Source organism: Buttiauxella gaviniae, from assembly GCF_040786275.1.
GTDB classification, from domain to species: domain Bacteria; phylum Pseudomonadota; class Gammaproteobacteria; order Enterobacterales; family Enterobacteriaceae; genus Buttiauxella; species Buttiauxella gaviniae_A.
Window position 1 is genome coordinate 2,513,270 of the sequence record NZ_JBFMVT010000002.1, and the last position, 21,867, is coordinate 2,535,136.

A 21,867-nucleotide genomic window follows, 5' to 3' on the forward strand; every position below is an offset into this window, starting at 1 on the left:
TAACTCACTGCTCTTTAACAATTTATCAGACAATCTGTGTGGGCACTCGCAGGATTGATATCTCAGATACCTCCGGGTATCAAAAAAATATCAAGTCTTGAAGAGTGACCAAGCAGTAATTCATTTAGTTGAATTATTACGAAAGTTAATTTTTGAGCACCGCTTACTCATTGTAAGCAAATCAAGCTTTTAATTGAAGAGTTTGATCATGGCTCAGATTGAACGCTGGCGGCAGGCCTAACACATGCAAGTCGAGCGGCAGCGGGAAGTAGCTTGCTACTTTGCCGGCGAGCGGCGGACGGGTGAGTAATGTCTGGGAAACTGCCTGATGGAGGGGGATAACTACTGGAAACGGTAGCTAATACCGCATAACGTCTTCGGACCAAAGAGGGGGACCTTCGGGCCTCTTGCCATCAGATGTGCCCAGATGGGATTAGCTAGTAGGTGAGGTAATGGCTCACCTAGGCGACGATCCCTAGCTGGTCTGAGAGGATGACCAGCCACACTGGAACTGAGACACGGTCCAGACTCCTACGGGAGGCAGCAGTGGGGAATATTGCACAATGGGCGCAAGCCTGATGCAGCCATGCCGCGTGTATGAAGAAGGCCTTCGGGTTGTAAAGTACTTTCAGCGAGGAGGAAGGCATTGTGGTTAATAACCGCAGTGATTGACGTTACTCGCAGAAGAAGCACCGGCTAACTCCGTGCCAGCAGCCGCGGTAATACGGAGGGTGCAAGCGTTAATCGGAATTACTGGGCGTAAAGCGCACGCAGGCGGTTTGTTAAGTCAGATGTGAAATCCCCGGGCTCAACCTGGGAACTGCATTTGAAACTGGCAAGCTTGAGTCTTGTAGAGGGGGGTAGAATTCCAGGTGTAGCGGTGAAATGCGTAGAGATCTGGAGGAATACCGGTGGCGAAGGCGGCCCCCTGGACAAAGACTGACGCTCAGGTGCGAAAGCGTGGGGAGCAAACAGGATTAGATACCCTGGTAGTCCACGCCGTAAACGATGTCGACTTGGAGGTTGTTCCCTTGAGGAGTGGCTTCCGGAGCTAACGCGTTAAGTCGACCGCCTGGGGAGTACGGCCGCAAGGTTAAAACTCAAATGAATTGACGGGGGCCCGCACAAGCGGTGGAGCATGTGGTTTAATTCGATGCAACGCGAAGAACCTTACCTACTCTTGACATCCACAGAATTCGGCAGAGATGCCTTAGTGCCTTCGGGAACTGTGAGACAGGTGCTGCATGGCTGTCGTCAGCTCGTGTTGTGAAATGTTGGGTTAAGTCCCGCAACGAGCGCAACCCTTATCCTTTGTTGCCAGCGGTCCGGCCGGGAACTCAAAGGAGACTGCCAGTGATAAACTGGAGGAAGGTGGGGATGACGTCAAGTCATCATGGCCCTTACGAGTAGGGCTACACACGTGCTACAATGGCGCATACAAAGAGAAGCGACCTCGCGAGAGCAAGCGGACCTCATAAAGTGCGTCGTAGTCCGGATCGGAGTCTGCAACTCGACTCCGTGAAGTCGGAATCGCTAGTAATCGTAGATCAGAATGCTACGGTGAATACGTTCCCGGGCCTTGTACACACCGCCCGTCACACCATGGGAGTGGGTTGCAAAAGAAGTAGGTAGCTTAACCTTCGGGAGGGCGCTTACCACTTTGTGATTCATGACTGGGGTGAAGTCGTAACAAGGTAACCGTAGGGGAACCTGCGGTTGGATCACCTCCTTACCTGAAAGATACGAACTTGCGTAGTGCTCACACAGATTGTCTGATAGATGTAAAGAAGCAAGGCGTCTTGCGAGTGAGACTTCAGTGTCCCCTTCGTCTAGAGGCCCAGGACACCGCCCTTTCACGGCGGTAACAGGGGTTCGAATCCCCTAGGGGACGCCACTTGCTGGTTTGTGAGTGAAAGTCGCCGACCTCAATATCTCAAAACTGACTTAGCAGTCACGTTTGAGATATTTGCTCTTTAAAAATCCGGAACAAGCTGAAAATTGAAACGACACACTGTTTCCTTTCTCCGTAATAAGAAAGGAAGTGAGGTGTGTTCGAGTCTCTCAAATTTTCACGACACCGATTGTGTCTCACGAGACACCTTCGGGTTGTGAGGTTAAGCGACTAAGCGTACACGGTGGATGCCCTGGCAGTCAGAGGCGATGAAGGACGTGCTAATCTGCGATAAGCGTCGGTAAGGTGATATGAACCGTTATAACCGACGATTTCCGAATGGGGAAACCCAGTGCAATCCGTTGCACTATCGTTAAGTGAATACATAGCTTAACGAAGCGAACCGGGGGAACTGAAACATCTAAGTACCCCGAGGAAAAGAAATCAACCGAGATTCCCCCAGTAGCGGCGAGCGAACGGGGAGCAGCCCAGAGTCTGAATCAGTTTGTGTATTAGTGGAAGCGTCTGGAAAGTCGCAGGGTACAGGGTGATACTCCCGTACACAAAAATACACCTTCTGTGAACTCGAAGAGTAGGGCGGGACACGTGGTATCCTGTCTGAATATGGGGGGACCATCCTCCAAGGCTAAATACTCCTGACTGACCGATAGTGAACCAGTACCGTGAGGGAAAGGCGAAAAGAACCCCGGCGAGGGGAGTGAAACAGAACCTGAAACCGTGTACGTACAAGCAGTGGGAGCCTCTTTATGGGGTGACTGCGTACCTTTTGTATAATGGGTCAGCGACTTATATTCTGTAGCAAGGTTAACCGTATAGGGGAGCCGCAGGGAAACCGAGTCTTAACTGGGCGTTAAGTTGCAGGGTATAGACCCGAAACCCGGTGATCTAGCCATGGGCAGGTTGAAGGTTGGGTAACACTAACTGGAGGACCGAACCGACTAATGTTGAAAAATTAGCGGATGACTTGTGGCTGGGGGTGAAAGGCCAATCAAACCGGGAGATAGCTGGTTCTCCCCGAAAGCTATTTAGGTAGCGCCTCGTGAACTCATCTTCGGGGGTAGAGCACTGTTTCGGCTAGGGGGCCATCCCGGCTTACCAACCCGATGCAAACTACGAATACCGAAGAATGTTATCACGGGAGACACACGGCGGGTGCTAACGTCCGTCGTGAAGAGGGAAACAACCCAGACCGCCAGCTAAGGTCCCAAAGTCATGGTTAAGTGGGAAACGATGTGGGAAGGCACAGACAGCCAGGATGTTGGCTTAGAAGCAGCCATCATTTAAAGAAAGCGTAATAGCTCACTGGTCGAGTCGGCCTGCGCGGAAGATGTAACGGGGCTAAACCATGCACCGAAGCTGCGGCAGCGACACTTAGGTGTTGTTGGGTAGGGGAGCGTTCTGTAAGCCGTCGAAGGTGGCCTGTGAGGGCTGCTGGAGGTATCAGAAGTGCGAATGCTGACATAAGTAACGATAAAGCGGGTGAAAAGCCCGCTCGCCGGAAGACCAAGGGTTCCTGTCCAACGTTAATCGGGGCAGGGTGAGTCGACCCCTAAGGCGAGGCCGAAAGGCGTAGTCGATGGGAAACAGGTTAATATTCCTGTACTCGGTGTTACTGCGAAGGGGGGACGGAGAAGGCTATGTTGGCCGGGCGACGGTTGTCCCGGTTTAAGCATGTAGGCGGGAAGTTTAGGTAAATCCGGACTTCTGTATAACGCTGAGGTGTGACGACGAGGCACTACGGTGCTGAAGTGACAAATGCCCTGCTTCCAGGAAAAGCCTCTAAGCATCAGGTAACATCAAATCGTACCCCAAACCGACACAGGTGGTCAGGTAGAGAATACCAAGGCGCTTGAGAGAACTCGGGTGAAGGAACTAGGCAAAATGGTGCCGTAACTTCGGGAGAAGGCACGCTGTCGGTAAGTGAAACCCCTCGCGGGTGGAGCTGAAGGCAGTCGAAGATACCAGCTGGCTGCAACTGTTTATTAAAAACACAGCACTGTGCAAACACGAAAGTGGACGTATACGGTGTGACGCCTGCCCGGTGCCGGAAGGTTAATTGATGGGGTTAAGCGCAAGCTGAAGCTCTTGATCGAAGCCCCGGTAAACGGCGGCCGTAACTATAACGGTCCTAAGGTAGCGAAATTCCTTGTCGGGTAAGTTCCGACCTGCACGAATGGCGTAATGATGGCCAGGCTGTCTCCACCCGAGACTCAGTGAAATTGAAATCGCTGTGAAGATGCAGTGTACCCGCGGCAAGACGGAAAGACCCCGTGAACCTTTACTATAGCTTGACACTGAACACTGGTCCTTGATGTGTAGGATAGGTGGGAGGCTTTGAAGCGAGGACGCCAGTTCTTGTGGAGCCAACCTTGAAATACCACCCTTTAATGGCTGGTGTTCTAACGTAGACCCGTGATCCGGGTTGCGGACAGTGTCTGGTGGGTAGTTTGACTGGGGCGGTCTCCTCCTAAAGCGTAACGGAGGAGCACGAAGGTTAGCTAATCACGGTCGGACATCGTGAGGTTAGTGCAAAGGCATAAGCTAGCTTGACTGCGAGAGTGACGGCTCGAGCAGGTGCGAAAGCAGGTCTTAGTGATCCGGTGGTTCTGAATGGAAGGGCCATCGCTCAACGGATAAAAGGTACTCCGGGGATAACAGGCTGATACCGCCCAAGAGTTCATATCGACGGCGGTGTTTGGCACCTCGATGTCGGCTCATCACATCCTGGGGCTGAAGTAGGTCCCAAGGGTATGGCTGTTCGCCATTTAAAGTGGTACGCGAGCTGGGTTTAGAACGTCGTGAGACAGTTCGGTCCCTATCTGCCGTGGGCGCTGGAGAATTGAGGGGGGCTGCTCCTAGTACGAGAGGACCGGAGTGGACGCATCACTGGTGTTCGGGTTGTCATGCCAATGGCATTGCCCGGTAGCTAAATGCGGAAAAGATAAGCGCTGAAAGCATCTAAGCGCGAAACTTGCCCCGAGATGAGTTCTCCCTGAGCCTTTAAGGCTCCTGAAGGAACGTTGAAGACGACGACGTTGATAGGCTGGGTGTGTAAGCGTAGCGATACGTTGAGCTAACCAGTACTAATGATCCGTGAGGCTTAACCTTACAACACCGAAGGTGTTTTGGTGAGAGAGATTTGATTTTAATTTTCAGCTGAATTCCGGATTTAGGTTAACGGTCACCCGGGAGGTGACGGTTAATGAAACAGAATATGCCTGGCGGCACTAGCGCGGTGGTCCCACCTGACCCCATGCCGAACTCAGAAGTGAAACGCCGTAGCGCCGATGGTAGTGTGGGGTCTCCCCATGCGAGAGTAGGGAACTGCCAGGCTCCAATCAAGTAAGAAGCCCTGCACTGACGTGCAGGGCTTTTTGCCGTCTGCGGTTTATGGAAATTCCTCGTCCGTTAAGCGATACAGACCACAAAAAACGCCTCTTACCACCATAAAAAATCGATCCGGTACATACTTATGGTTGAAAAACCACCAAAGGCGCAATGCCTGGCAGGCTAACTTATGGCTAAGAATACTATCTGTATTTGGTATAATCATGATGCGGAAGCTGCCGCTCGTTTCTATGCTGCGACCTTTCCAGACAGTAGCGTTGGTGCCGTCATCCCGGCTCCTGGCGACTATCCGGATGGCAAAGCTGGCGACACAATAGTTGTTGAGTTTGTTGTCGCGGGAGTGTCATGTATCGGCCTCAACGGTGGGCCACATTTTAAACATAATGAAGCTTTTTCCTTCCAAATATCTACCGAAGATCAGGCAGAAACGGATCGCTACTGGAACGCTATTGTCGACAACGGTGGCCAGGAAAGCGAATGCGGTTGGTGCAAAGATAAATGGGGTGTTAGCTGGCAAATAACTCCGCGTATACTAACCGAAGCGCTGGCCACGGGCGGAGACACCGCCAGGCGTGCATTTGGGGCGATGATGTCGATGAAGAAAATAGACGTTGCTGCCATCGATGCGGCGATAAAGGGTTAACGAGCTCTACCTTGCTGAAAATGAAGACAATATTGGTTGCTAATATCCTTATACCACATTGTCTCCATTGCCTTTAAAAGAGCTTAATCCATTCCCATCCCCCAACTATCCTTCCCCAAAATTCATCTAAAAACAGAAAAGCATTAGCGATAATTTTTAATTCTTTTATGTAATCGCCGCCTTTGGAAATACTGCTCCCATCAACGATACAGGAGCACTCATCATGGTAGCAAAACGACATTCTCTCTGGCTGGCAACTTTGGCCCTCATTGCCGCACCCGTATTCGCGGTGGACGTAACCGTGGCGTACCAAACCTCCGCTGAACCCGCCAAAGTTGCACAGGCCGATAACGCCTTTGCAAAAGACAGTGGCGCAAAAGTGGAATGGCGTAAGTTCGATAGCGGTGCCTCTGTGGTGCGAGCGCTGGCATCGGGCGATGTGCAGATTGGTAATATCGGTTCAAGCCCGCTTGCCGTGGCTGCAAGCCAGAAGGTACCCATCGAAGTGTTCCTCCTTGCATCACAGCTCGGTAACTCCGAAGCGCTGGTCGTGAAGAAAGGGATTACTAATCCTAAGGATCTGATCGGCAAGCGTATTGCCGTGCCGTTTATCTCCACCACCCATTACAGCCTGCTGGCTGCCTTAAAACACTGGGGTATCAAGCCTGGTGAAGTGCAAATCCTGAATCTTCAGCCTCCGGCAATAATTGCGGCCTGGCAGCGTGGAGATATTGACGGGGCATATGTTTGGGCTCCAGCGGTTAATGAGCTGGAAAAAGATGGCACAGTACTGACTGATTCTGCGCAGGTAGGTAAATGGGGCGCACCAACGCTGGATGTCTGGGTAGTTCGTAAAGATTTCGCACAGGCACATCCTGAAGTCGTTGAAGCTTTCGCTAAAAGCGCCCTCGCCGCACAGAAAAGCTATATCGATAACCCCGAAGCCTGGCTGAAGCAGCCGGACAATTTGAGCAAACTCTCACGCCTGTCTGGTGTACCGGAAAACGACGTGCCGGGACTAGTGAAGGGCAATACCTATCTCACTGCCAGCCAGCAAACTGAGCAACTGAGTGGCCCGGTGAATAAAGCGATTGTTGATACCGCACAATTCCTGAAAGCGCAGGGCAAGGTTCCGGCGGTGGAAACGGATTACAGCCAGTTCGTCACCGATCGCTTCGTGAAAACGCTGGCACAGTAAGGGGAAAGCCATGTTACAGGTTTCGCATTTAAGCGCAGATTACGACGGCAAAGCCGTTCTGAATGACATTAATCTGACCGTAGATGAGGGCGAGCTGCTGGTTGTTCTCGGTCCGTCCGGCTGCGGGAAAACCACGCTGTTAAACCTGATAGCGGGCTTTGTTCCTTATCACGCAGGCAGTATTACGCTTGCAGGCAAAACGGTCACAGGACCTGGCGCGGAACGCGGCGTAGTGTTTCAGAACGAAGGACTATTGCCGTGGAGAACGGTGCTGGATAACGTGGCTTTTGGGCTCCAGCTTGCCGGAAAACCTAAACCACAGCGCGAGGAAGTCGCACTCGATATGCTGCGTAAAGTGGGGCTTGAGGGTAAAGCAAAACGCGCAATATGGCAGCTCTCAGGCGGGCAGCGGCAGAGGGTGGGGATTGCGCGGGCGCTGGCCACTCAACCCCAGCTTTTACTGCTCGATGAGCCTTTTGGCGCGCTCGATGCCTTCACTCGCGAGCAGATGCAGACACTGTTATTGAAGCTGTGGCACGAAAGCCGCCGCCAGGTGCTGCTGATTACGCACGATATTGAAGAGGCGGTTTTCCTGGCAACCGAGCTCGTATTGCTTTCGCCAGGGCCGGGGCGGGTGCTGGAGCGTCTACCGCTTGATTTTGGCCGTCGCTTTGCCGCAGGCGAACCGTGCCGCAGCATTAAATCCGACCCTGAATTTATCGCGAAGCGCGAATACGTGTTGAGCCGGGTGTTTGAACAGCGCGAGGGTTTTTTATGAGCATCGTTATTCAGGACAAAGCCCGTCGTAAACGGATCAACGTTAGCTGGCCTTTCTCGCGCCAGCTTACACTTAGCTTCGCAACGGTAACGGCGATCATATTGCTGTGGTGGTGGGTGGCTGCGGAGCAGTGGATTAGCCCGCTGTTTTTACCGCCGCCGGGGCAGGTGCTGAGCAAGCTGATTACCATTGCAGGACCGGAAGGATTTATGGATGCGACCTTGTGGCAGCATCTTGCCGCGAGCCTGTTGCGCATTCTCACGGCGCTTGCCGCTGCCGTGCTGATTGGTATTCCGGTCGGCATCGCTATGGGTTTAAGCCCGACGATACGTGGCATTCTTGACCCGTTAATCGAACTGTATCGCCCGGTACCGCCACTAGCTTATCTGCCGCTGATGGTGATTTGGTTTGGTATTGGTGAAACCTCAAAAATCCTGCTGATTTACCTGGCAATATTTGCCCCTGTCGCCATGTCGACCATGGCGGGGGTGCGAAGCGCCAAAGAGGTGCGTATCCGAGCCGCTCGGGCGCTTGGAGCAACGCGTGCTCAGGTGGTGTGGCATGTGATTCTACCTGGCGCACTTCCGGAAATTCTCACCGGCTTCCGCATTGGGCTTGGCGTGGGCTGGTCAACATTAGTCGCAGCGGAGCTTATCGCCGCTACCCGCGGACTGGGCTTTATGGTGCAGTCTGCCGGTGAATTCCTGGCAACAGACGTGGTGCTCGCGGGCATCGGGGTGATTGCCGTTATCGCATTTTGTTTAGAACTGGGTTTGCGGGCATTGCAGCGCCGTCTAACCCCATGGCATGGAGAAGGGCAATGAGTGAAAAAGTGAATGTTACGCCACTGGGGCCATATATTGGTGCGCAAATTAGCGGCCTGACGCTGAACCGTGGTTTGAGCGATAACCAATTTGAACAGCTTTACCATGCGCTGATTCGCCATCAGGTGCTGTTCCTGCGTGACCAGCCGATTACACCGGCACAACAGCGTGCGCTGGCGCAGCGCTTCGGTGATCTACACATTCATCCGGTTTATCCGCATGCGGAAGGCGTAGAAGAGATCATCGTGCTGGATACGCATAACGATAATCCTCCCGATAATGATAACTGGCACACCGACGTGACCTTTATCGAAACGCCACCCGCTGGTGCGATTCTTGTGGCAAAACAGCTTCCGGTAACGGGGGGCGATACGCTGTGGACCAGCGGTATTGCGGCGTATGAGGCGCTTTCTGAGCCCTTCAAGCGCCTGCTTTCCGGTCTGCGAGCGGAGCACGATTTCCGCAAGTCGTTCCAGGAATACAAATATTCCCATAATGAAGTGGAACATCAGCGTTGGCGTGAAGCGGTCGCCAAAAATCCGCCGCTACTCCATCCGGTGATCCGCACGCATCCAGTGAGCGGCAAACAGGCGCTGTTTGTGAACGAAGGTTTCACCACGCGGATTGTCGATCTGTCACAAAAAGAAAGCGACGCACTGCTCGCCTTCTTGTTTGCGCACATTACTAAACCGGAATTCCAGGTGCGCTGGCGCTGGCAGGAAAACGACATCGCTATCTGGGATAACCGCGTCACGCAGCACTATGCGAATGCCGATTATCTTCCGGCGCGACGTATCATGCATCGCGCAACGATTCTTGGAGATAAGCCATTCTACCGGGGATAATATGAAAAAAAGGCGGTGGATGGCGCATTCGTTTATCCACCGTGATCGGATAAGCTGCCTACTTAACCCGCACTTTTATAGCCACCAAAGCTGCAGTGAGTAGCATCAAACTGCCCGACAGCACCAACGGCGATAACAGACCCAAATTATCCAGCGCGTAACCGCCTACTGCTGCGCCGCAGGTATTGGCGAGCTGAATGACTGCAACCTGAATAGATCCCGCCTTTTCAGCCTGATCCGCCAGTGAGCGGGTGATCCACGTTGACCAGCCGACCGGAATCAGCGCAAAGGCAAAACCCCAAATAATGGCGATGGCCGAAGCGACCACTTTATCTGAACCCCACAGCACCAGCGTCAAAGCGCTAAGCGCAAGTATCAGCGGCGCGCAGGTCAACGCCAATTTGAGTGAACGCTTGAGGAAAACAGCTGACAGAGATGTCCCGACAAAACTCGCGATACCAAAGCTCAACAGCACTAGCGTCAGGCCGTCGACGTCGAATCCCGCAAGCGTCATATACACCGGGCGGATGTAGGTGAAGAAGGCAAACTGCCCGGCAAATGTCATAAAGATTGCCGTCATACCCGCCAGCACTCCGGGGCGTTTGAGCAGGCCTAACATATTTTGCTTATGCTGCGTGGATTCACCAGGCAGCGACGGCAGCGCTTTCCATACCCAAATGATACAGGCCAGTCCCATCAGGGCCGCGCCGTTAAACACATTACGCCAACCAATAATACTGCCCAAAAAACTACCAAGTGGTGCGGCGATAACTAATGCGATAGAAACTGCGCCAAAGATAACCGATAACGCTTTTGGCACAGTGCGTGTCGGAACCAGGCGTATGGTCAAAGAGGCTGACATCGCCCAAAAACCGCCCAGCGCAACGCCGAGACAGGCCCTGCCTATCAAGAGCATCGTGAAGTTTTCTGCGAAGGAAACGAGCAGGCAAGAAAGGGTGAGGAGAATAGAAAACAGAATTACCACATAACGCCTGTCAGTAGCGCGAATAATACTGGTAACAAACAGGCTGGCAAACATCGCGACGAAAGCGGTAACCGTAACGGACTGACCCGCAACGCCTTCGGAAATACCCAGTTCTTGCGCCATTGGTGTCAGCAGGCTAACGGGCAAAAACTCTACGGTGATCAAACAGGCGACACAAAACGCCACGGCAAAAACCGCCGACCAGTTAGACCGCATCACTACCCTCGGCTCGATTACCTTTTCAATATGCTCACTCATTTATCCACCCAGCGCTGCTTCTAATAAAGCCGCGTAGTGTAGCATCGTAAGTGTGATGCATTTAACGTTTTGGCAACTTTTCCGCGATGTTTTAGAAATCAAGTTCCAGGGCAAAACAGAGATAGGCCATCAATTGAGAACAGTGCTGAAACTGTTCGGCACAAAAACTAACTGCACCTGGCTTGCACAGTTCTTTGAAATCGAAATTTTTCACCGCGATAAAATCTTTGCGCTTCAATTCGGTTAACAAAGGATGTGTTTTATCAAAGCCTTTCGGTGGACGGATTAAACTATCGCCATCCATGATAAACCCGTGGTTTTGCAGCGCCTGTAACGCCTTTTGATACGCGTTGGGGTTTTCATCAATACATATACGAATGGCATTTAAGGCTTTTGATTCTGGATGCCAGATTCCTGCGGCAATAAAACAACCCTCCTCAGCAATATGCAGATATAGCCCGGGTGCATGAACATCTTTTCCCAGGAAATGACGGAATTGAATCCCGACATTAGTTTTATAGGGCGTTTTATCTTTGCTGAAACGGCTGTCCCGTTGCGGACGCATAAGGCTCCCGCCGACTTTTTTCGGCACCGCAGTGAGTTTTGATGAAATGGCGAGAATCGCGGGCTGCATTTGCTCGATAAACCGTAATGCAGGCGTTCTCACGGTATTTTCGTATTCTTCCTGATGCTCTTTAAACCACTCGCGGGAGTTATTTTGTGCAAGTTTACTCAGAAATTGCAGAGTGGCGGGACTGAACGATGCTTGTGACAAAACCGGAGCGCTGGAGGTTTTAGGTGTTTGAGTTGCCATTATCGATGAACCCTTATTGGTGCTTATAGAAAGGATTAAGCGGGCAAAACCGGAATTTGGTTCCTCAAGGGATACCAAATCCGGCGGTCATAGTGGATATCTCGATCTTAAACTAATGGCGGTATTTGTTGATTAATTAATGCCGTTATAGCCATCGAGGAAGGTATCTTTCAATGTTTGCCCCCAAAGTTGGGTTGCTCGCTTATCTCGTGTTATCTGCGTTTTATGGTCTTTAAGGTCCATAAACGTTTCCGTGCCGTTAGTCGCATTAGCGTTAACTTTATAAATATCATCTGCCACGGATTGCGCTTGCGCAGGGGTCAATCCTTTAGCTTTTGCATCTTGCCCCAGTGTGTATATTTGCTGATAAGCCGGCAAGTTTGTCTTTGCCGTTGCGTCTGGACGGCTTGCATAGTTCCCACCCATCATAGTTGGATCGTGGCGAGCATAATAAAGTGAGTGACGCTCTGGGGATGTTTTAGCCGCGCAGCCACCCAGCACAAGAATCACTACAGCAATTAACAATCTTTTCATTTTCCGCCCTTGAAATAAACATTTTTTCAATAAAATTAAATAGATAACTGTAAGTTGCGGTTTAATGTATCAGGGGGGATAGGGCACCGGTTTTGATATGAATCAGAAAAAGAAGGCCTGCTGGAGCGTAATGGCGTTAGTTTAAGATCGAAATATTGGGGGTAACCACTGGTTTTTTTATTCTTGAAAATAGCGTAGAACCCATCAACTTAAACTTGCAAAAAATGTTGCGACACTAAGCATCAGAAACAAAAAAGCCACTTCGTTAGAAGTGGCTTAATCGTATGAATGTAAAGCTAAAATTTGGTGGCCCCTGCTGGACTTGAACCAGCGACCAAGCGATTATGAGTCCCAATCTTAACGCTTATAAAACAATAATTTACTTTATTTTCAACGGGTTGAGGTTAAGAATAGTAAACAATATTGTCGTATACTAAATAGCTCTGCTGCCATTTTGCTGCCATCATTTTTGAAATTTTCCTCATTTTTAATATTAACAAAATGAACCTTGTTAGTTTACAGTACGGTTTGCAATGTCTTCTAGAGCTTTGGACATGAGTTTTTCCTTAGCAAAAATAAATCTCATTTCTAGCTCTATTTTTTTATTGTCTGCTGCTGATTTCTTTCTAATGCAATCATAATCAATGTTAATTTTTTCAAATCTGTCTTCATATTCCTTTTTCGTTTTGTTAATTTCGCATTCTTTTTCAATGGAGTCCTTCTCAAGTGATAAGGATTTTAACTTACTATCGAGCTCGTTTTTTTGCTCTTTATAGCTGGATATAAGTTTAGGGGCTATAAGAGAAATGCTGCTTTTTAATTTTTTAATGTCATTGTTGTTAAGTTCTCTTAGTTCCGCAGATTCTGAGGTTTTAATAAAGCAATTAGTTAATGATTGTATTTCCCAGCTCTTTTCATAACATTGGGAATAAGCCAAGTTTATGAATTGAGATAGTAAATGCACTCTCAATTCAGAATATTGTTTGGAATACTTTCCTTGCATGGCTCGAAGATTTGTTTTGGCTTGCGCAGCATCATCTTTTGCCTTGTTAATCTCACTGGATAATGATTCTAGTTCACTAGCTCTTTCTTCCAGTTTTTTATTTATAGCTGCTATCTGTTTGTCTTTTTTCTCTATTTCCAAAGTTTTTTTTGCGATTTCCTCATCTAACAAAGACTTTTGATAAACAGGTAACACTGTGTAAAAATAACCAAAAACGGCTAATATTAAAACGCCTAGTTGTGATAAATTAGCTATTCTTGCGAACCATGTATCAATTTTAGACATGTATTTTAGCCTCCTCATCTAAAGATTCTAATTTTTTTAAATCAGATAATGGGTTTAGCGAAACAGCCTCGAACAAATGTTCTGGAGCTAAATGTGAATAGCGCATAGTAACTTTTATATCTGTATGCCCTAAAATTCGCTGAAGTACAAGAATATTACCCCCTTTCATCATAAAATGGCTTGCAAAAGTATGTCTTAGTACATGTGATAGCTGCCCATCAGGTAGTTCAATCCCCGCACGTTTAATGGCTCCTCGAAATGCAGAATAGCATCTAGTAAAAATCGGTTTTGACGTTCTTACTTTTGGGAGAATATCGTAAAGTTCATCGCTGATTGGAACAGCGCGGTTTTTCTTGCCCTTGGTTTTAATATAAGTGATTTTGCCGGGGCTGATTTGCTTACCTGTAAGTGACTCCGCCTCGCCCCATCGTGCGCCGGTTGCAAGGCATATTTTGACGATGGTTACTAAATCTACCGCTTTACTTTTCTCACACTCTTCCAGCAGTTGCTTGACTTCTTCGACTGTTAGCCAGGCCAGCTCTGCCTCATCAATTTTAAATTCCCGGACGTTTTCAAGCGGATTGGGCGCACTCCAGTCATCCAGCCTTTTCAGTTCGTTGAACATGGCACGGAAATACGCCAGCTCAAGATTAACGGTGCGGGGTGTCACTGCTTTTACCCGATCAGAACGTGTAATTTTCCCGCTTAAACGTTGTTCACGGTAGGTTGCAAAAAGCTTGGCGTTAAATTCAGTTGCAAGAGGGTTGCCCATGGCGAAACAGGCAAACTCCATCGCCCCCTTACGCTTGAGGCCATCAGAGAGTGTAACTCCATGAGCATTGAACCAAGTTTCAACAAGGTCTGTAACCCGTCGCTTATCTGCTTTCTCTCCTAACCAAGGCTTATCCTGTGCTTGATCCTTAATGTGGCGTTCAAAGGCCATAGCTTCCCCTTTGGTGGCGAATTGGCGACGAATACGCCGCCCATCTCTACCGTTGGGGAAGACCTGAGCCTGCCACTTTCCATTGCTTAATTTGCTTACTGCCATTCTGCAGGCCTATTGAGATATAGAATTATTATCACGCATTAAGGTTTGCCAGTGTTCTTCACTGAGGATCTTGAGCGGAACTCCTTTATTGTCACGATAATCAATTGCCTGCTCTATCTTCCTTCCGAAGCTTTGAAATTTCCAATCCTTAGAGCTGAGGGCGCCAATAATTAGATAGTCCAAATCTTGAGTAACACGATCAACAATTTGGCAGCCAAGCTTTAAAAGGTCACTTTCACATTGTCTACGGGAGCCACATAGAAACTTACCAGTGAGACAGACTTTACTATTTGTAGAGTTAAACTCATCAATTAGGTCAACAGGCGATGTTGTGGAATACCCATCTACAATACCCTCAGAAATATTTGAGCCAGTGAAAGCAGTAATTTCTTGTAATAATTTGGTGCGTTCTTCGTCTGTTATCACTCCATCACTCAGGATTGATTGAACCAGTTCGTAAAGATGTTTACCGGGATAGTTGCTTTTTAAAGCTGCATTTGTCGATAAGAACCAATTTAAATAGCGGATTTCTTCATCGCTTAAATGATAGTCGGAAGCAAGCCCCTTACAGAGACCTTCTAACAAGTGCTTGTCAGAATCTGCGGAGTAAAGGTCTATGTTAGGAGTGTCCATCAATCCGCGCTGCATTTCATGGAGCAGGTCTTTCAGCTCATCCAGTTCAGCCTTTTCAACCACACCATCAGAAAGAATTTCACTGATCTTTTCTCTAATGCAATTTACGAAATAGTTTTGAGAAAGAACGTCTGATTCCATGAGCCATGTATCTAGGAATATCATTTCTTTTTCGCTTAAATTTCCATCACAGGTCATTCCCTCAATCACGTTGATTAAGTTAGCAATGGCTTTATCTCTATTTTGTGTGTAGTTGAAAGCGCTAAATTGAGTCATACCAATATTCCTTATTCAGTAAACGTTATTTTGCTAATCACTCTGCCGTTGGTCTTAATATCCGATGGTGTGCATTCAAAGGATGCGGGGCCGTTCTCAACGCGTAAGCGTCCGCCAGGAAGACGATAAACTTGTCTGATACTCATAAAGCCATCGATTTCAATCAACCAGACTCCATCGTTGATTTCTCCCCTGAACTCGTCCACTAGATAGAAGGAATTTTCAAACTTCACAATGAATGGTGACGATGCGTCTTGAGGGATGAGGCGAGAATCGTAACGAACTTGCTCAGTAGAGGAGAGAATCCCATTTGAGATTTCTTTTAATTGCAAAGGCAATCCGCTATCACTGTCCGCTTTTGTCATGGGGGAGCCTTGCCCGGTGGTAAGCCAAAGCATAGATGCACCCGTATCAAGATGGCATGCAATTAGCCAATCATGAGGAAAAGTATCACGCATCCAGCGGTTTGCCATTGTGCTCTGAGATACCCCGAGGTGATCGCACAATGCCTGTCTGGTACTGAATCCATAGGCTTTAAGGATGCGGGTTATCGCCTCCTTTCCACCACTTTGTGATGGAAAGTTGTATTTTGAGATCGCTTGCGGGGTCTCTTTTGTGTTTGACATATTTGAAATGCGATCCTATCATCGGTTTTGTGGTGTTCGGAATGGTTGCGAATAGTTCCGAATAGTGAAGTTTTAAACACAAACTGAGGAATAGTGCATCATGAAAAGTAATTTTTCAATGCGCCCCAGCATCAATCTCGTGGTATCTGAGCCATTCATCACACTGGATGAGTTTTGTCGGCGTACTGGCTACAAACCTAGTTATGCCCGTCAAATGATCCGGGAGAACCGCCTGCCCATCAGGAAAAAAGCCGGAGTAAACAGCCTTATCGAAATCAACATGTTCGCATTGACGATGGAAGCGGCCCAAGGCTGCGAAGTCACAATGCAAGCCTGATAGTTCCATTTTGGGATAAGAAAGGATTTAGAACATGTTTGATTATCGCGTTTCCAAACATCCTCACTTTGATGAAGCCTGCCGCGCTTTCGCACAGCGTCACAATATGGCGAAGCTGGCAGACCGCGCAGGCATGAATGTCCAGACGCTGCGCAACAAATTGAACCCGGAGCAACCGCATCAACTTACGGCGCCAGAAATTTGGATGCTTACCGATATTACAGAGGATTCAACACTCGTTGACGGTTTCCTGGCTCAAATCCATTGCCTGCCATGTGTGCCGCTGAACGAAGTAGCCAGTGAGAAAATGCCTCATTACGTTTTGAATGCTACAGCAGAGATCGGTCGCGTTGCAGCAAGCGCTGTTTCTGGCGAACACCAGACAACAACGGAACGCCGCCAGGTTATCGAAAGCATCAATTCTGTTACTCGTTTGATGGCACTAACAGCTGTTTCCCTGCACGCGCGCTTACAGTACAACCCGGCAATGGCAAGTGCTGTTGATACTGTGACGGGCCTCAGCGCTTCGTTTGGTCTGATCTGAGGTGCTTATGCTGAATAAAGAACCTTCATTCGCTTCGCTACTGGTAAAGCAAAGCCCGGCAATGCACTACAGCCATGGCTGGATTATCGGGAAAGATGGCAAGCGCTGGCACCCGTCCCGCTCTCAGGAAGAACTACTGGCAGGGCTGACCACTACCAAACAGGTGAAACCATGGCTATTGAAGGTACTTCTGCGACTGTTCCACTAAGCCCGGGTCAACGGCTTGAAGGACTGAACCATATAGCTGAATTAAGGGCGAGTGTGTTTGGTCTGAATATTGAGCCAGAGCTTGAAAGGTTCATTAAAGATATGCGTGACCGTCGCGATATAAACCATAAACAAAATGAGCGCGCACTGGCTGCCATATTCTTTATGGCAAAAATTCCGGCAGAACGTCACGGCGTCAATATTATTGATCTGACTACTGACGAAAAACGGGAACTGGTTAAAGCAATGAATCATTTTCGTGCAGTGGTGAGCTTATTTCCCAAGCGGCTAACCATGCCGAATTAACCCACAACAGAAATTAATGGCGTAAACCCGCCGGGCATTTTTTTGCCCAAATTCAGGAGAGAGAACAATGCAGAAAGAATTACGAAAAATGTTTGTAGCCGAAACCGATTCGCTTATGGCTGTGATCGATATTGCCAAACGTGAGGAGCGCAAAGGCCGCGCGCTCGCAGTTTCAATCCGCCTTGAGGCGCTGGCAACCCACATCACCAACAAAGGGTTAAACGGTGTTGAAGCAGCTGAACTTCTGCGCTGCGAAGCAACCCGCTACGAAAACGAATCTCAGGAGCTCCACTAATGGCTGACTCTATGGATCTCGTACAACAGCGCGTTGAAGAAGAACGCCAGCGCCACATCCACACTGCCCGCAACAGAGCGCCGGGCGTTTCCCGTGTGCTTTGCATCGAATGCGATGCGCCGATCCCTCCAGCTCGCCGCCGCGCTATTCCGGGCGTGCAGTGCTGTGTGACCTGTCAGGAAATCGCAGAGCTTAAAGGCAAGCACTACAACGGAGGCGTTGTATGAGCACTATCCTGAAATGGGCGGGAAACAAAACCGCCATCATGTCCGAACTCAAAAAGCACCTCCCAGATGGCCCTCGACTGGTTGAACCTTTCGCAGGTTCCTGCGCTGTGATGATGGCAACAGACTATCCTCATTATCTTGTCGCGGATATTAACCCTGATTTAATAAATCTATATCGGGAGATAGCAACAAACGCATCAGATTTTATTGAGCGTGCCAAACATCTGTTTAAAATATTCAATAGTGAAGATGGTTATTATGATAGCCGGGATTCATTCAATCATGATAAAGACCCTGAATGGCGCGCGCCGCTGTTTTTATTCTTAAATCGCCACTGTTACCGTGGTCTTTGCCGTTATAACAAAAAGGGTGAGTTTAACGCCCCTTACGGTAATTATAAAAAACCGTATTTTCCTGAAAATGAAATACGCGCTTTTGCTAAAAAAGCTACCCGCGCCACGTTCATTTGCGCCAGCTATGTCGAAACTTTGGCATTATTAGTGCCTGGGGATGTTATTTATTGCGATCCGCCTTATGACGGTACTTTCAGTGGCTATCACACTGCCGGTTTTACTGAGGACGATCAGTATCATCTGGCCTCTATTCTTGAGCGCCGTGCATCAGAAGGCCATCCGGTCATCGTTTCGAACAGCGACACTTTCCTGACTCGTTCCCTGTATCGCAATTTCACTCATAACCGCATTAACGTAAAACGCAGCATTGGTATTGCTGCAGGCGAAGGGAAAACCGCAGACGAACTGATTGCTGTACTCAAACCGAAAGTATGGGCTGGCTTTGATCCAGCCGGCGGCCCTGATTACTCGGTCGTGCATGAGGTGCGCGCGTGAGTCATCACGAAGTTGAAAAGCACGGCGGTGCAGAAGATTCCGCCGCTGCTTTTGCCTGGAATGTACCTACAAAGGCGATTAACCCCTACATGGACCCGGCGGAAGAAGCGCCGGTTTCTGCGCTTTCAAACCTGATTACTCTCTATGTTGCGGATAACGAGCAGGAGCAGCTGCGCCGCGAGGCCCTGAGTAATGAGGTCTGGGAACGCTATTTCTACAATGAATCCCGTGATCCTGTTCAGCGAGAAATGGAGCAGGATCAGCTGATAAGCCGCGCCAAAATGGCCCGCGAGCAGCAGAAATTCAACCCCGATCTGGTCATCGTTGCTGACGTGAGCGCCCAACCGGCGCATATCAGTAAGCCGCTGCTTGAACGGATTAAATATTTCGAGGGCCTGGGCAAGCCGAAGGCATATTCCCGCTATCTGCGTGAAACCATCAGGCCGTGCCTTGAACGCCTGGAGCGCGTGCGTACCAGCCAGGTTTCTGCCTCGTTCCGTTTTATGGCAAGCCACGACGGGCTGGAGGGCCTGCTGGTCCTGCCGGAAATGAACCAGGAGCAGGTCAAGCGGTTATCTACCCTGGTGGCGGCACACATGAGCATGTGTCTGGATGCTGCCTGCGGTGAGCTGTTTACGGATGAAAACGTTACGCCGGAAGAGATCCGCCGGTCATGGGAAAGGGTGGCCGCTGAGGCCATGCGCCTTGATGTTATCCCGCCTGCTTTCGAACAGCTGCGCCGTAAAAAGCACCGCCGTAAGCCGGTCCCATACGAGCTTATTCCGGGCTCGCTTGCCCGTATGCTTTGCGCGGACTGGTGGTATCGCAAGCTGTGGCAGATGCGGTGTGAATGGCGGGAAGAACAGCTGCGCGCTGTCTGCCTGGTCAACAAAAAAGCGTCCCCGTATGTCAGCTATGAAGCCGTGATCCACAAACGCGAGCAGCGCCGCAAATCGCTGGAGTTCTTCCGCTCGCATGAGCTGATCAATGAAGACGGCGATACGCTGGACATGGAAGACGTGGTAAACGCCAGCAACAGCAACCCGGCACACCGCCGTAATGAAATGATGGCCTGTGTTAAGGGGCTGGAGCTGATCGCGGAAATGCGCGGAGACTGTGCGGTGTTTTATACCATCACCTGCCCGTCACGCTTCCACGCAACCCTTAACAACGGCAGACCTAATCCGAAGTGGACCAGTGCCACTGTCAGGCAAAGCAGTGACTATCTGGTTGATACATTCGCCGCTTTCCGCAAGGCCATGCACAAGGCCGGGCTGCGCTGGTATGGCGTCCGCGTGGCAGAGCCGCACCATGACGGCACCGTGCACTGGCATCTTCTGTGCTTCATGCGCAAAAAAGACCGCCGTTCCATCACTGCGATGCTGCGCAAGTTTGCCATCCGTGAAGACCGCGAGGAGCTGGGCACCAATACGGGGCCGCGCTTCAAGTCCGAGCTAATCAACCCGCGCAAGGGCACGCCGACCAGCTACATTGCCAAATACATCAGCAAGAACATTGACGGGCGGGGGCTGGCTAAAGAAATCAGCAAAGAAACCGGCAGATCACTGCGTGACAGCGCCGAGCATGTCAGCGCCTGGGCGTCACTGCATCGTGTCCAGCAGTTCCGTTTCTTTGGTATTCCGGGGCGTCAGGCATACCGAGAGCTGCGCTTGCTGGCTTGTCAGGCGGCGAGAGTGCAGGGTGAACGCAAAGCGGGCGCACCAGTACTGGATAACCCGCGTCTGGATGCGGTGCTGGCGGCAGCTGATGCGGGCTGCTTTGCCACCTACATCATGAAGCAGGGCGGTGTGCTGGTTCCCCGCAAACATCACCTTGTCCGCACAGCTTATGAGCTTAACGACGAACCGAGCGCCTACGGCGATCACGGTATCCGTATCTATGGTATCTGGTCCCCGATTGCAGAGGGCAAGATTTGCACGCACGCGGTGAAGTGGAAAAAGGTTCGCAAGGCCGTTGACGTTCAGGAGGCGGAAGCCGACCAGGGCGCTTGCGCCCCTTGGACTCGTGGCAATAACTGTCCCCCTGTTGAAAATTTGAACCAGACAGGGGGCGAAGTACCGGATATTACGTCCATGGATGAAAAGGTGCTGCAGAACTATCTGCACGGCATGGGCAAAAAGGAACGGCGTGAGCTGGTCGCCCGGCTCAGGCTGGTAAAACCGAAACGGAAAAAGGCTTACAGGCAGGATATTTCTGAGCAGCAGCGCCTGCAACTGGAGTATGAGCTGCAGTCCAGAGGGTTCGATAGCAGTGAGTACGAGGTGAGTTTACTTTTACACGGCGGCAGCCTTCCGTCAGGGGGAGGACTGCGGATATTTTACCAGAACGGGCGGCTGCGTGAGGATGACAAATGGCGCCAGTATTACTGACACATCGGATATTTTTTCTGTTTTTGACTCATATCAGGTCTTTCTTATTGAAGGACAAAAAAGCGTTTTACATTTAGAAATCGGTACTATACTGTATATATAAACAGTGTATATACATACAGTTATGTTGTGTAAGTGGTCGTAAAAGGAGGGAAAATGCAGGATTATCTTTTGGAGTCATTGAAACTTCAGCGCATTGATTTTTTCTTAAAGCTGGTAGCGGCAAGCGATTGCAGCGACGAAGAAAAGCGGCTGGCTATCCAGTGGGTTTCTGAGCTGACTGACGAGCTGATGGCCAAAATACGCAACCATGAATATAGCCGCACAATGGACGCTACCAGTTAGGGGGAATCTATGCGCATTGAAATAATGATCGATAAAGAGCAGAAGATAAGCCAGGCAACACTGGAAGCCCTTGAATCTGAGCTTTACCGAAATTTGCGCCCTCTCTATCCAAAAACGGCAATCCGCATACGTAAGGGAAGCGCTAACGGTCTGGAGCTGAGCGGTTTAAAACTGGACGAAGATAAAAAGCGGGTAATGGAGATTTTGCAGCAGGTCTGGGAGGACGACAGTTGGTTACACTGAAACATTGCCCTCGAAAGAACTCATTATGGGGGTAAGGTTGAACAACGAGCGCAACGAGATGTGAGATGTGGCGGTCATTTGGATGAGTGATCGCCCGCTTTGTATCAGGCATGGG

General features: G+C 49.8%; 22 protein-coding genes, 1 tRNA gene and 3 rRNA genes. 19 read left to right on the plus strand and 7 right to left on the minus strand.

The genetic code is table 11. The features are described from left to right. Positions 1-190 precede the first annotated feature (190 nt). The 9 genes from AB1E22_RS12285 (at position 191) to tauD (ending at position 9,548) form a co-directional block, all read left to right on the plus strand. Positions 191-1,732 (plus strand): 16S ribosomal RNA (locus AB1E22_RS12285). A gap of 86 nt (positions 1,733-1,818) precedes the next feature. Continuing rightward, positions 1,819-1,894, plus strand: a tRNA-Glu gene (locus AB1E22_RS12290). A 218-nt stretch (positions 1,895-2,112) separates the two neighbouring features. Further along, positions 2,113-5,020: ribosomal RNA gene (locus AB1E22_RS12295) — 23S ribosomal RNA — on the plus strand. A gap of 109 nt (positions 5,021-5,129) precedes the next feature. After that, positions 5,130-5,245: ribosomal RNA gene (gene rrf / locus AB1E22_RS12300) — 5S ribosomal RNA — on the plus strand. The 16S, 23S and 5S rRNA genes sit together here with 1 tRNA gene alongside, the layout of an rRNA operon. 184 nt (positions 5,246-5,429) lie before the next feature. Beyond that, entirely contained in the window at positions 5,430-5,903 is a 474-nt protein-coding gene (locus AB1E22_RS12305) for a VOC family protein (RefSeq protein WP_367595571.1), read from the plus strand. A 223-nt stretch (positions 5,904-6,126) separates the two neighbouring features. Then, positions 6,127-7,101, plus strand: coding sequence for a taurine ABC transporter substrate-binding protein (gene tauA, locus AB1E22_RS12310; protein ID WP_437178384.1), 975 nt, complete (start codon positions 6,127-6,129; stop codon positions 7,099-7,101). A gap of 10 nt (positions 7,102-7,111) precedes the next feature. Next, entirely contained in the window at positions 7,112-7,879 is a 768-nt protein-coding gene (tauB, locus tag AB1E22_RS12315) for a taurine ABC transporter ATP-binding subunit (protein ID WP_367595572.1), read from the plus strand. Continuing rightward, the gene (gene tauC / locus AB1E22_RS12320; protein ID WP_367595573.1) at positions 7,876-8,703 is read left to right on the plus strand and encodes a taurine ABC transporter permease TauC; all 828 of its coding nucleotides are present in this window, start codon (positions 7,876-7,878) and stop codon (positions 8,701-8,703) included. The genes tauB and tauC overlap by 4 nt, the downstream gene beginning before the upstream one ends. Next, positions 8,700-9,548, plus strand: a complete 849-nt coding sequence (gene tauD, locus AB1E22_RS12325; RefSeq protein WP_367595574.1) for a taurine dioxygenase — start codon at positions 8,700-8,702, stop codon at positions 9,546-9,548. The genes tauC and tauD overlap by 4 nt, the downstream gene beginning before the upstream one ends. Positions 9,549-9,606: 58 nt before the next feature. Here tauD and nepI read toward each other — a convergent pair whose 3' ends face one another. From nepI to AB1E22_RS12360, 7 genes are all read right to left on the minus strand, one after another. Further along, positions 9,607-10,791, minus strand: a complete 1,185-nt coding sequence (nepI, locus tag AB1E22_RS12330) for a purine ribonucleoside efflux pump NepI (protein ID WP_367595575.1) — start codon at positions 10,789-10,791, stop codon at positions 9,607-9,609. A gap of 91 nt (positions 10,792-10,882) precedes the next feature. Next, positions 10,883-11,605 (minus strand): DUF2461 domain-containing protein, encoded by a 723-nt coding sequence (locus AB1E22_RS12335; RefSeq protein WP_367595576.1) that lies wholly within the window; start codon positions 11,603-11,605, stop codon positions 10,883-10,885. 132 nt (positions 11,606-11,737) lie between these two features. Continuing rightward, positions 11,738-12,139: an Exc2 family lipoprotein gene (locus tag AB1E22_RS12340; RefSeq protein ID WP_367595577.1), complete on the minus strand. Its 402-nt coding sequence runs from the start codon at positions 12,137-12,139 to the stop codon at positions 11,738-11,740. 511 nt (positions 12,140-12,650) lie between these two features. Next, positions 12,651-13,427 carry a coiled-coil domain-containing protein gene (locus AB1E22_RS12345; protein ID WP_116329951.1) on the minus strand — a complete coding sequence of 259 codons (777 nt, stop codon included), beginning with the start codon at positions 13,425-13,427 and terminating at the stop codon, positions 12,651-12,653. Further along, a complete protein-coding gene (locus AB1E22_RS12350) occupies positions 13,420-14,475 on the minus strand; it encodes a phage integrase (RefSeq protein ID WP_111975959.1) in 1,056 nt (351 codons plus the stop codon). Before AB1E22_RS12350 ends, AB1E22_RS12345 begins: the two co-directional genes overlap by 8 nt. 9 nt (positions 14,476-14,484) lie before the next feature. Beyond that, the gene (locus AB1E22_RS12355) at positions 14,485-15,384 is read right to left on the minus strand and encodes an NAD-dependent DNA ligase (protein ID WP_162875876.1); all 900 of its coding nucleotides are present in this window, start codon (positions 15,382-15,384) and stop codon (positions 14,485-14,487) included. A gap of 11 nt (positions 15,385-15,395) precedes the next feature. Further along, entirely contained in the window at positions 15,396-16,010 is a 615-nt protein-coding gene (locus AB1E22_RS12360) for a phage repressor protein CI (RefSeq protein ID WP_111975961.1), read from the minus strand. Between the two features lie 100 nt (positions 16,011-16,110). On the opposite strand from AB1E22_RS12360, the gene AB1E22_RS12365 reads away from it, so the two are divergent. From AB1E22_RS12365 to AB1E22_RS12410, 10 genes are all read left to right on the plus strand, one after another. After that, the gene (locus tag AB1E22_RS12365; protein WP_062856346.1) at positions 16,111-16,347 is read left to right on the plus strand and encodes a hypothetical protein; all 237 of its coding nucleotides are present in this window, start codon (positions 16,111-16,113) and stop codon (positions 16,345-16,347) included. 34 nt (positions 16,348-16,381) lie between these two features. Next, positions 16,382-16,891, plus strand: a complete 510-nt coding sequence (locus AB1E22_RS12370; protein WP_111975962.1) for a phage regulatory CII family protein — start codon at positions 16,382-16,384, stop codon at positions 16,889-16,891. A 7-nt stretch (positions 16,892-16,898) separates the two neighbouring features. Continuing rightward, a complete protein-coding gene (locus AB1E22_RS12375) occupies positions 16,899-17,099 on the plus strand; it encodes a phage filamentation protein Fil family protein (RefSeq protein ID WP_111975963.1) in 201 nt (66 codons plus the stop codon). Next, positions 17,063-17,404, plus strand: a complete 342-nt coding sequence (locus AB1E22_RS12380; RefSeq protein WP_126499255.1) for a DUF5347 domain-containing protein — start codon at positions 17,063-17,065, stop codon at positions 17,402-17,404. Before AB1E22_RS12375 ends, AB1E22_RS12380 begins: the two co-directional genes overlap by 37 nt. A gap of 67 nt (positions 17,405-17,471) precedes the next feature. Continuing rightward, positions 17,472-17,699 carry a DUF2732 family protein gene (locus AB1E22_RS12385; protein ID WP_039025453.1) on the plus strand — a complete coding sequence of 76 codons (228 nt, stop codon included), beginning with the start codon at positions 17,472-17,474 and terminating at the stop codon, positions 17,697-17,699. After that, complete coding sequence (locus tag AB1E22_RS12390; protein ID WP_048987514.1) at positions 17,699-17,926, plus strand: TraR/DksA family transcriptional regulator; 228 nt, start codon at positions 17,699-17,701, stop codon at positions 17,924-17,926. The genes AB1E22_RS12385 and AB1E22_RS12390 overlap by 1 nt, the downstream gene beginning before the upstream one ends. After that, positions 17,923-18,774 (plus strand): DNA adenine methylase, encoded by an 852-nt coding sequence (locus AB1E22_RS12395; protein ID WP_367595579.1) that lies wholly within the window; start codon positions 17,923-17,925, stop codon positions 18,772-18,774. The genes AB1E22_RS12390 and AB1E22_RS12395 overlap by 4 nt, the downstream gene beginning before the upstream one ends. After that, positions 18,771-21,164 (plus strand): replication endonuclease, encoded by a 2,394-nt coding sequence (locus AB1E22_RS12400; RefSeq protein WP_367595580.1) that lies wholly within the window; start codon positions 18,771-18,773, stop codon positions 21,162-21,164. The genes AB1E22_RS12395 and AB1E22_RS12400 overlap by 4 nt, the downstream gene beginning before the upstream one ends. Positions 21,165-21,320: 156 nt before the next feature. Beyond that, a complete protein-coding gene (locus AB1E22_RS12405) occupies positions 21,321-21,509 on the plus strand; it encodes a hypothetical protein (RefSeq protein ID WP_063849403.1) in 189 nt (62 codons plus the stop codon). Positions 21,510-21,518: 9 nt separating this feature from the next. After that, on the plus strand, positions 21,519-21,752 hold the full coding sequence (locus AB1E22_RS12410) for a DinI family protein (protein WP_017382383.1): 234 nt from the start codon (positions 21,519-21,521) through the stop codon (positions 21,750-21,752). The last annotated feature ends 115 nt before the right edge of the window (positions 21,753-21,867 follow it).

What these genes read in the sequence shown, in the direction of transcription:
- AB1E22_RS12305 (WP_367595571.1), top strand. Translation starts at nt 5,430, where the DNA reads ATGGCTAAGAATACTATCTGTATTTGGTATAATCATGATGCGGAAGCT.
- tauA (WP_437178384.1), top strand. Translation starts at nt 6,127, where the DNA reads ATGGTAGCAAAACGACATTCTCTCTGGCTGGCAACTTTGGCCCTCATT.
- tauB (WP_367595572.1), top strand. Translation starts at nt 7,112, where the DNA reads ATGTTACAGGTTTCGCATTTAAGCGCAGATTACGACGGCAAAGCCGTT.
- tauC (WP_367595573.1), top strand. Translation starts at nt 7,876, where the DNA reads ATGAGCATCGTTATTCAGGACAAAGCCCGTCGTAAACGGATCAACGTT.
- tauD (WP_367595574.1), top strand. Translation starts at nt 8,700, where the DNA reads ATGAGTGAAAAAGTGAATGTTACGCCACTGGGGCCATATATTGGTGCG.
- nepI (WP_367595575.1), bottom strand. Translation starts at nt 10,791, where the DNA reads ATGAGTGAGCATATTGAAAAGGTAATCGAGCCGAGGGTAGTGATGCGG.
- AB1E22_RS12335 (WP_367595576.1), bottom strand. Translation starts at nt 11,605, where the DNA reads ATGGCAACTCAAACACCTAAAACCTCCAGCGCTCCGGTTTTGTCACAA.
- AB1E22_RS12340 (WP_367595577.1), bottom strand. Translation starts at nt 12,139, where the DNA reads ATGAAAAGATTGTTAATTGCTGTAGTGATTCTTGTGCTGGGTGGCTGC.
- AB1E22_RS12345 (WP_116329951.1), bottom strand. Translation starts at nt 13,427, where the DNA reads ATGTCTAAAATTGATACATGGTTCGCAAGAATAGCTAATTTATCACAA.
- AB1E22_RS12350 (WP_111975959.1), bottom strand. Translation starts at nt 14,475, where the DNA reads ATGGCAGTAAGCAAATTAAGCAATGGAAAGTGGCAGGCTCAGGTCTTC.
- AB1E22_RS12355 (WP_162875876.1), bottom strand. Translation starts at nt 15,384, where the DNA reads ATGACTCAATTTAGCGCTTTCAACTACACACAAAATAGAGATAAAGCC.
- AB1E22_RS12360 (WP_111975961.1), bottom strand. Translation starts at nt 16,010, where the DNA reads ATGTCAAACACAAAAGAGACCCCGCAAGCGATCTCAAAATACAACTTT.
- AB1E22_RS12365 (WP_062856346.1), top strand. Translation starts at nt 16,111, where the DNA reads ATGAAAAGTAATTTTTCAATGCGCCCCAGCATCAATCTCGTGGTATCT.
- AB1E22_RS12370 (WP_111975962.1), top strand. Translation starts at nt 16,382, where the DNA reads ATGTTTGATTATCGCGTTTCCAAACATCCTCACTTTGATGAAGCCTGC.
- AB1E22_RS12375 (WP_111975963.1), top strand. Translation starts at nt 16,899, where the DNA reads ATGCTGAATAAAGAACCTTCATTCGCTTCGCTACTGGTAAAGCAAAGC.
- AB1E22_RS12380 (WP_126499255.1), top strand. Translation starts at nt 17,063, where the DNA reads ATGGCTATTGAAGGTACTTCTGCGACTGTTCCACTAAGCCCGGGTCAA.
- AB1E22_RS12385 (WP_039025453.1), top strand. Translation starts at nt 17,472, where the DNA reads ATGCAGAAAGAATTACGAAAAATGTTTGTAGCCGAAACCGATTCGCTT.
- AB1E22_RS12390 (WP_048987514.1), top strand. Translation starts at nt 17,699, where the DNA reads ATGGCTGACTCTATGGATCTCGTACAACAGCGCGTTGAAGAAGAACGC.
- AB1E22_RS12395 (WP_367595579.1), top strand. Translation starts at nt 17,923, where the DNA reads ATGAGCACTATCCTGAAATGGGCGGGAAACAAAACCGCCATCATGTCC.
- AB1E22_RS12405 (WP_063849403.1), top strand. Translation starts at nt 21,321, where the DNA reads ATGCAGGATTATCTTTTGGAGTCATTGAAACTTCAGCGCATTGATTTT.
- AB1E22_RS12410 (WP_017382383.1), top strand. Translation starts at nt 21,519, where the DNA reads ATGCGCATTGAAATAATGATCGATAAAGAGCAGAAGATAAGCCAGGCA.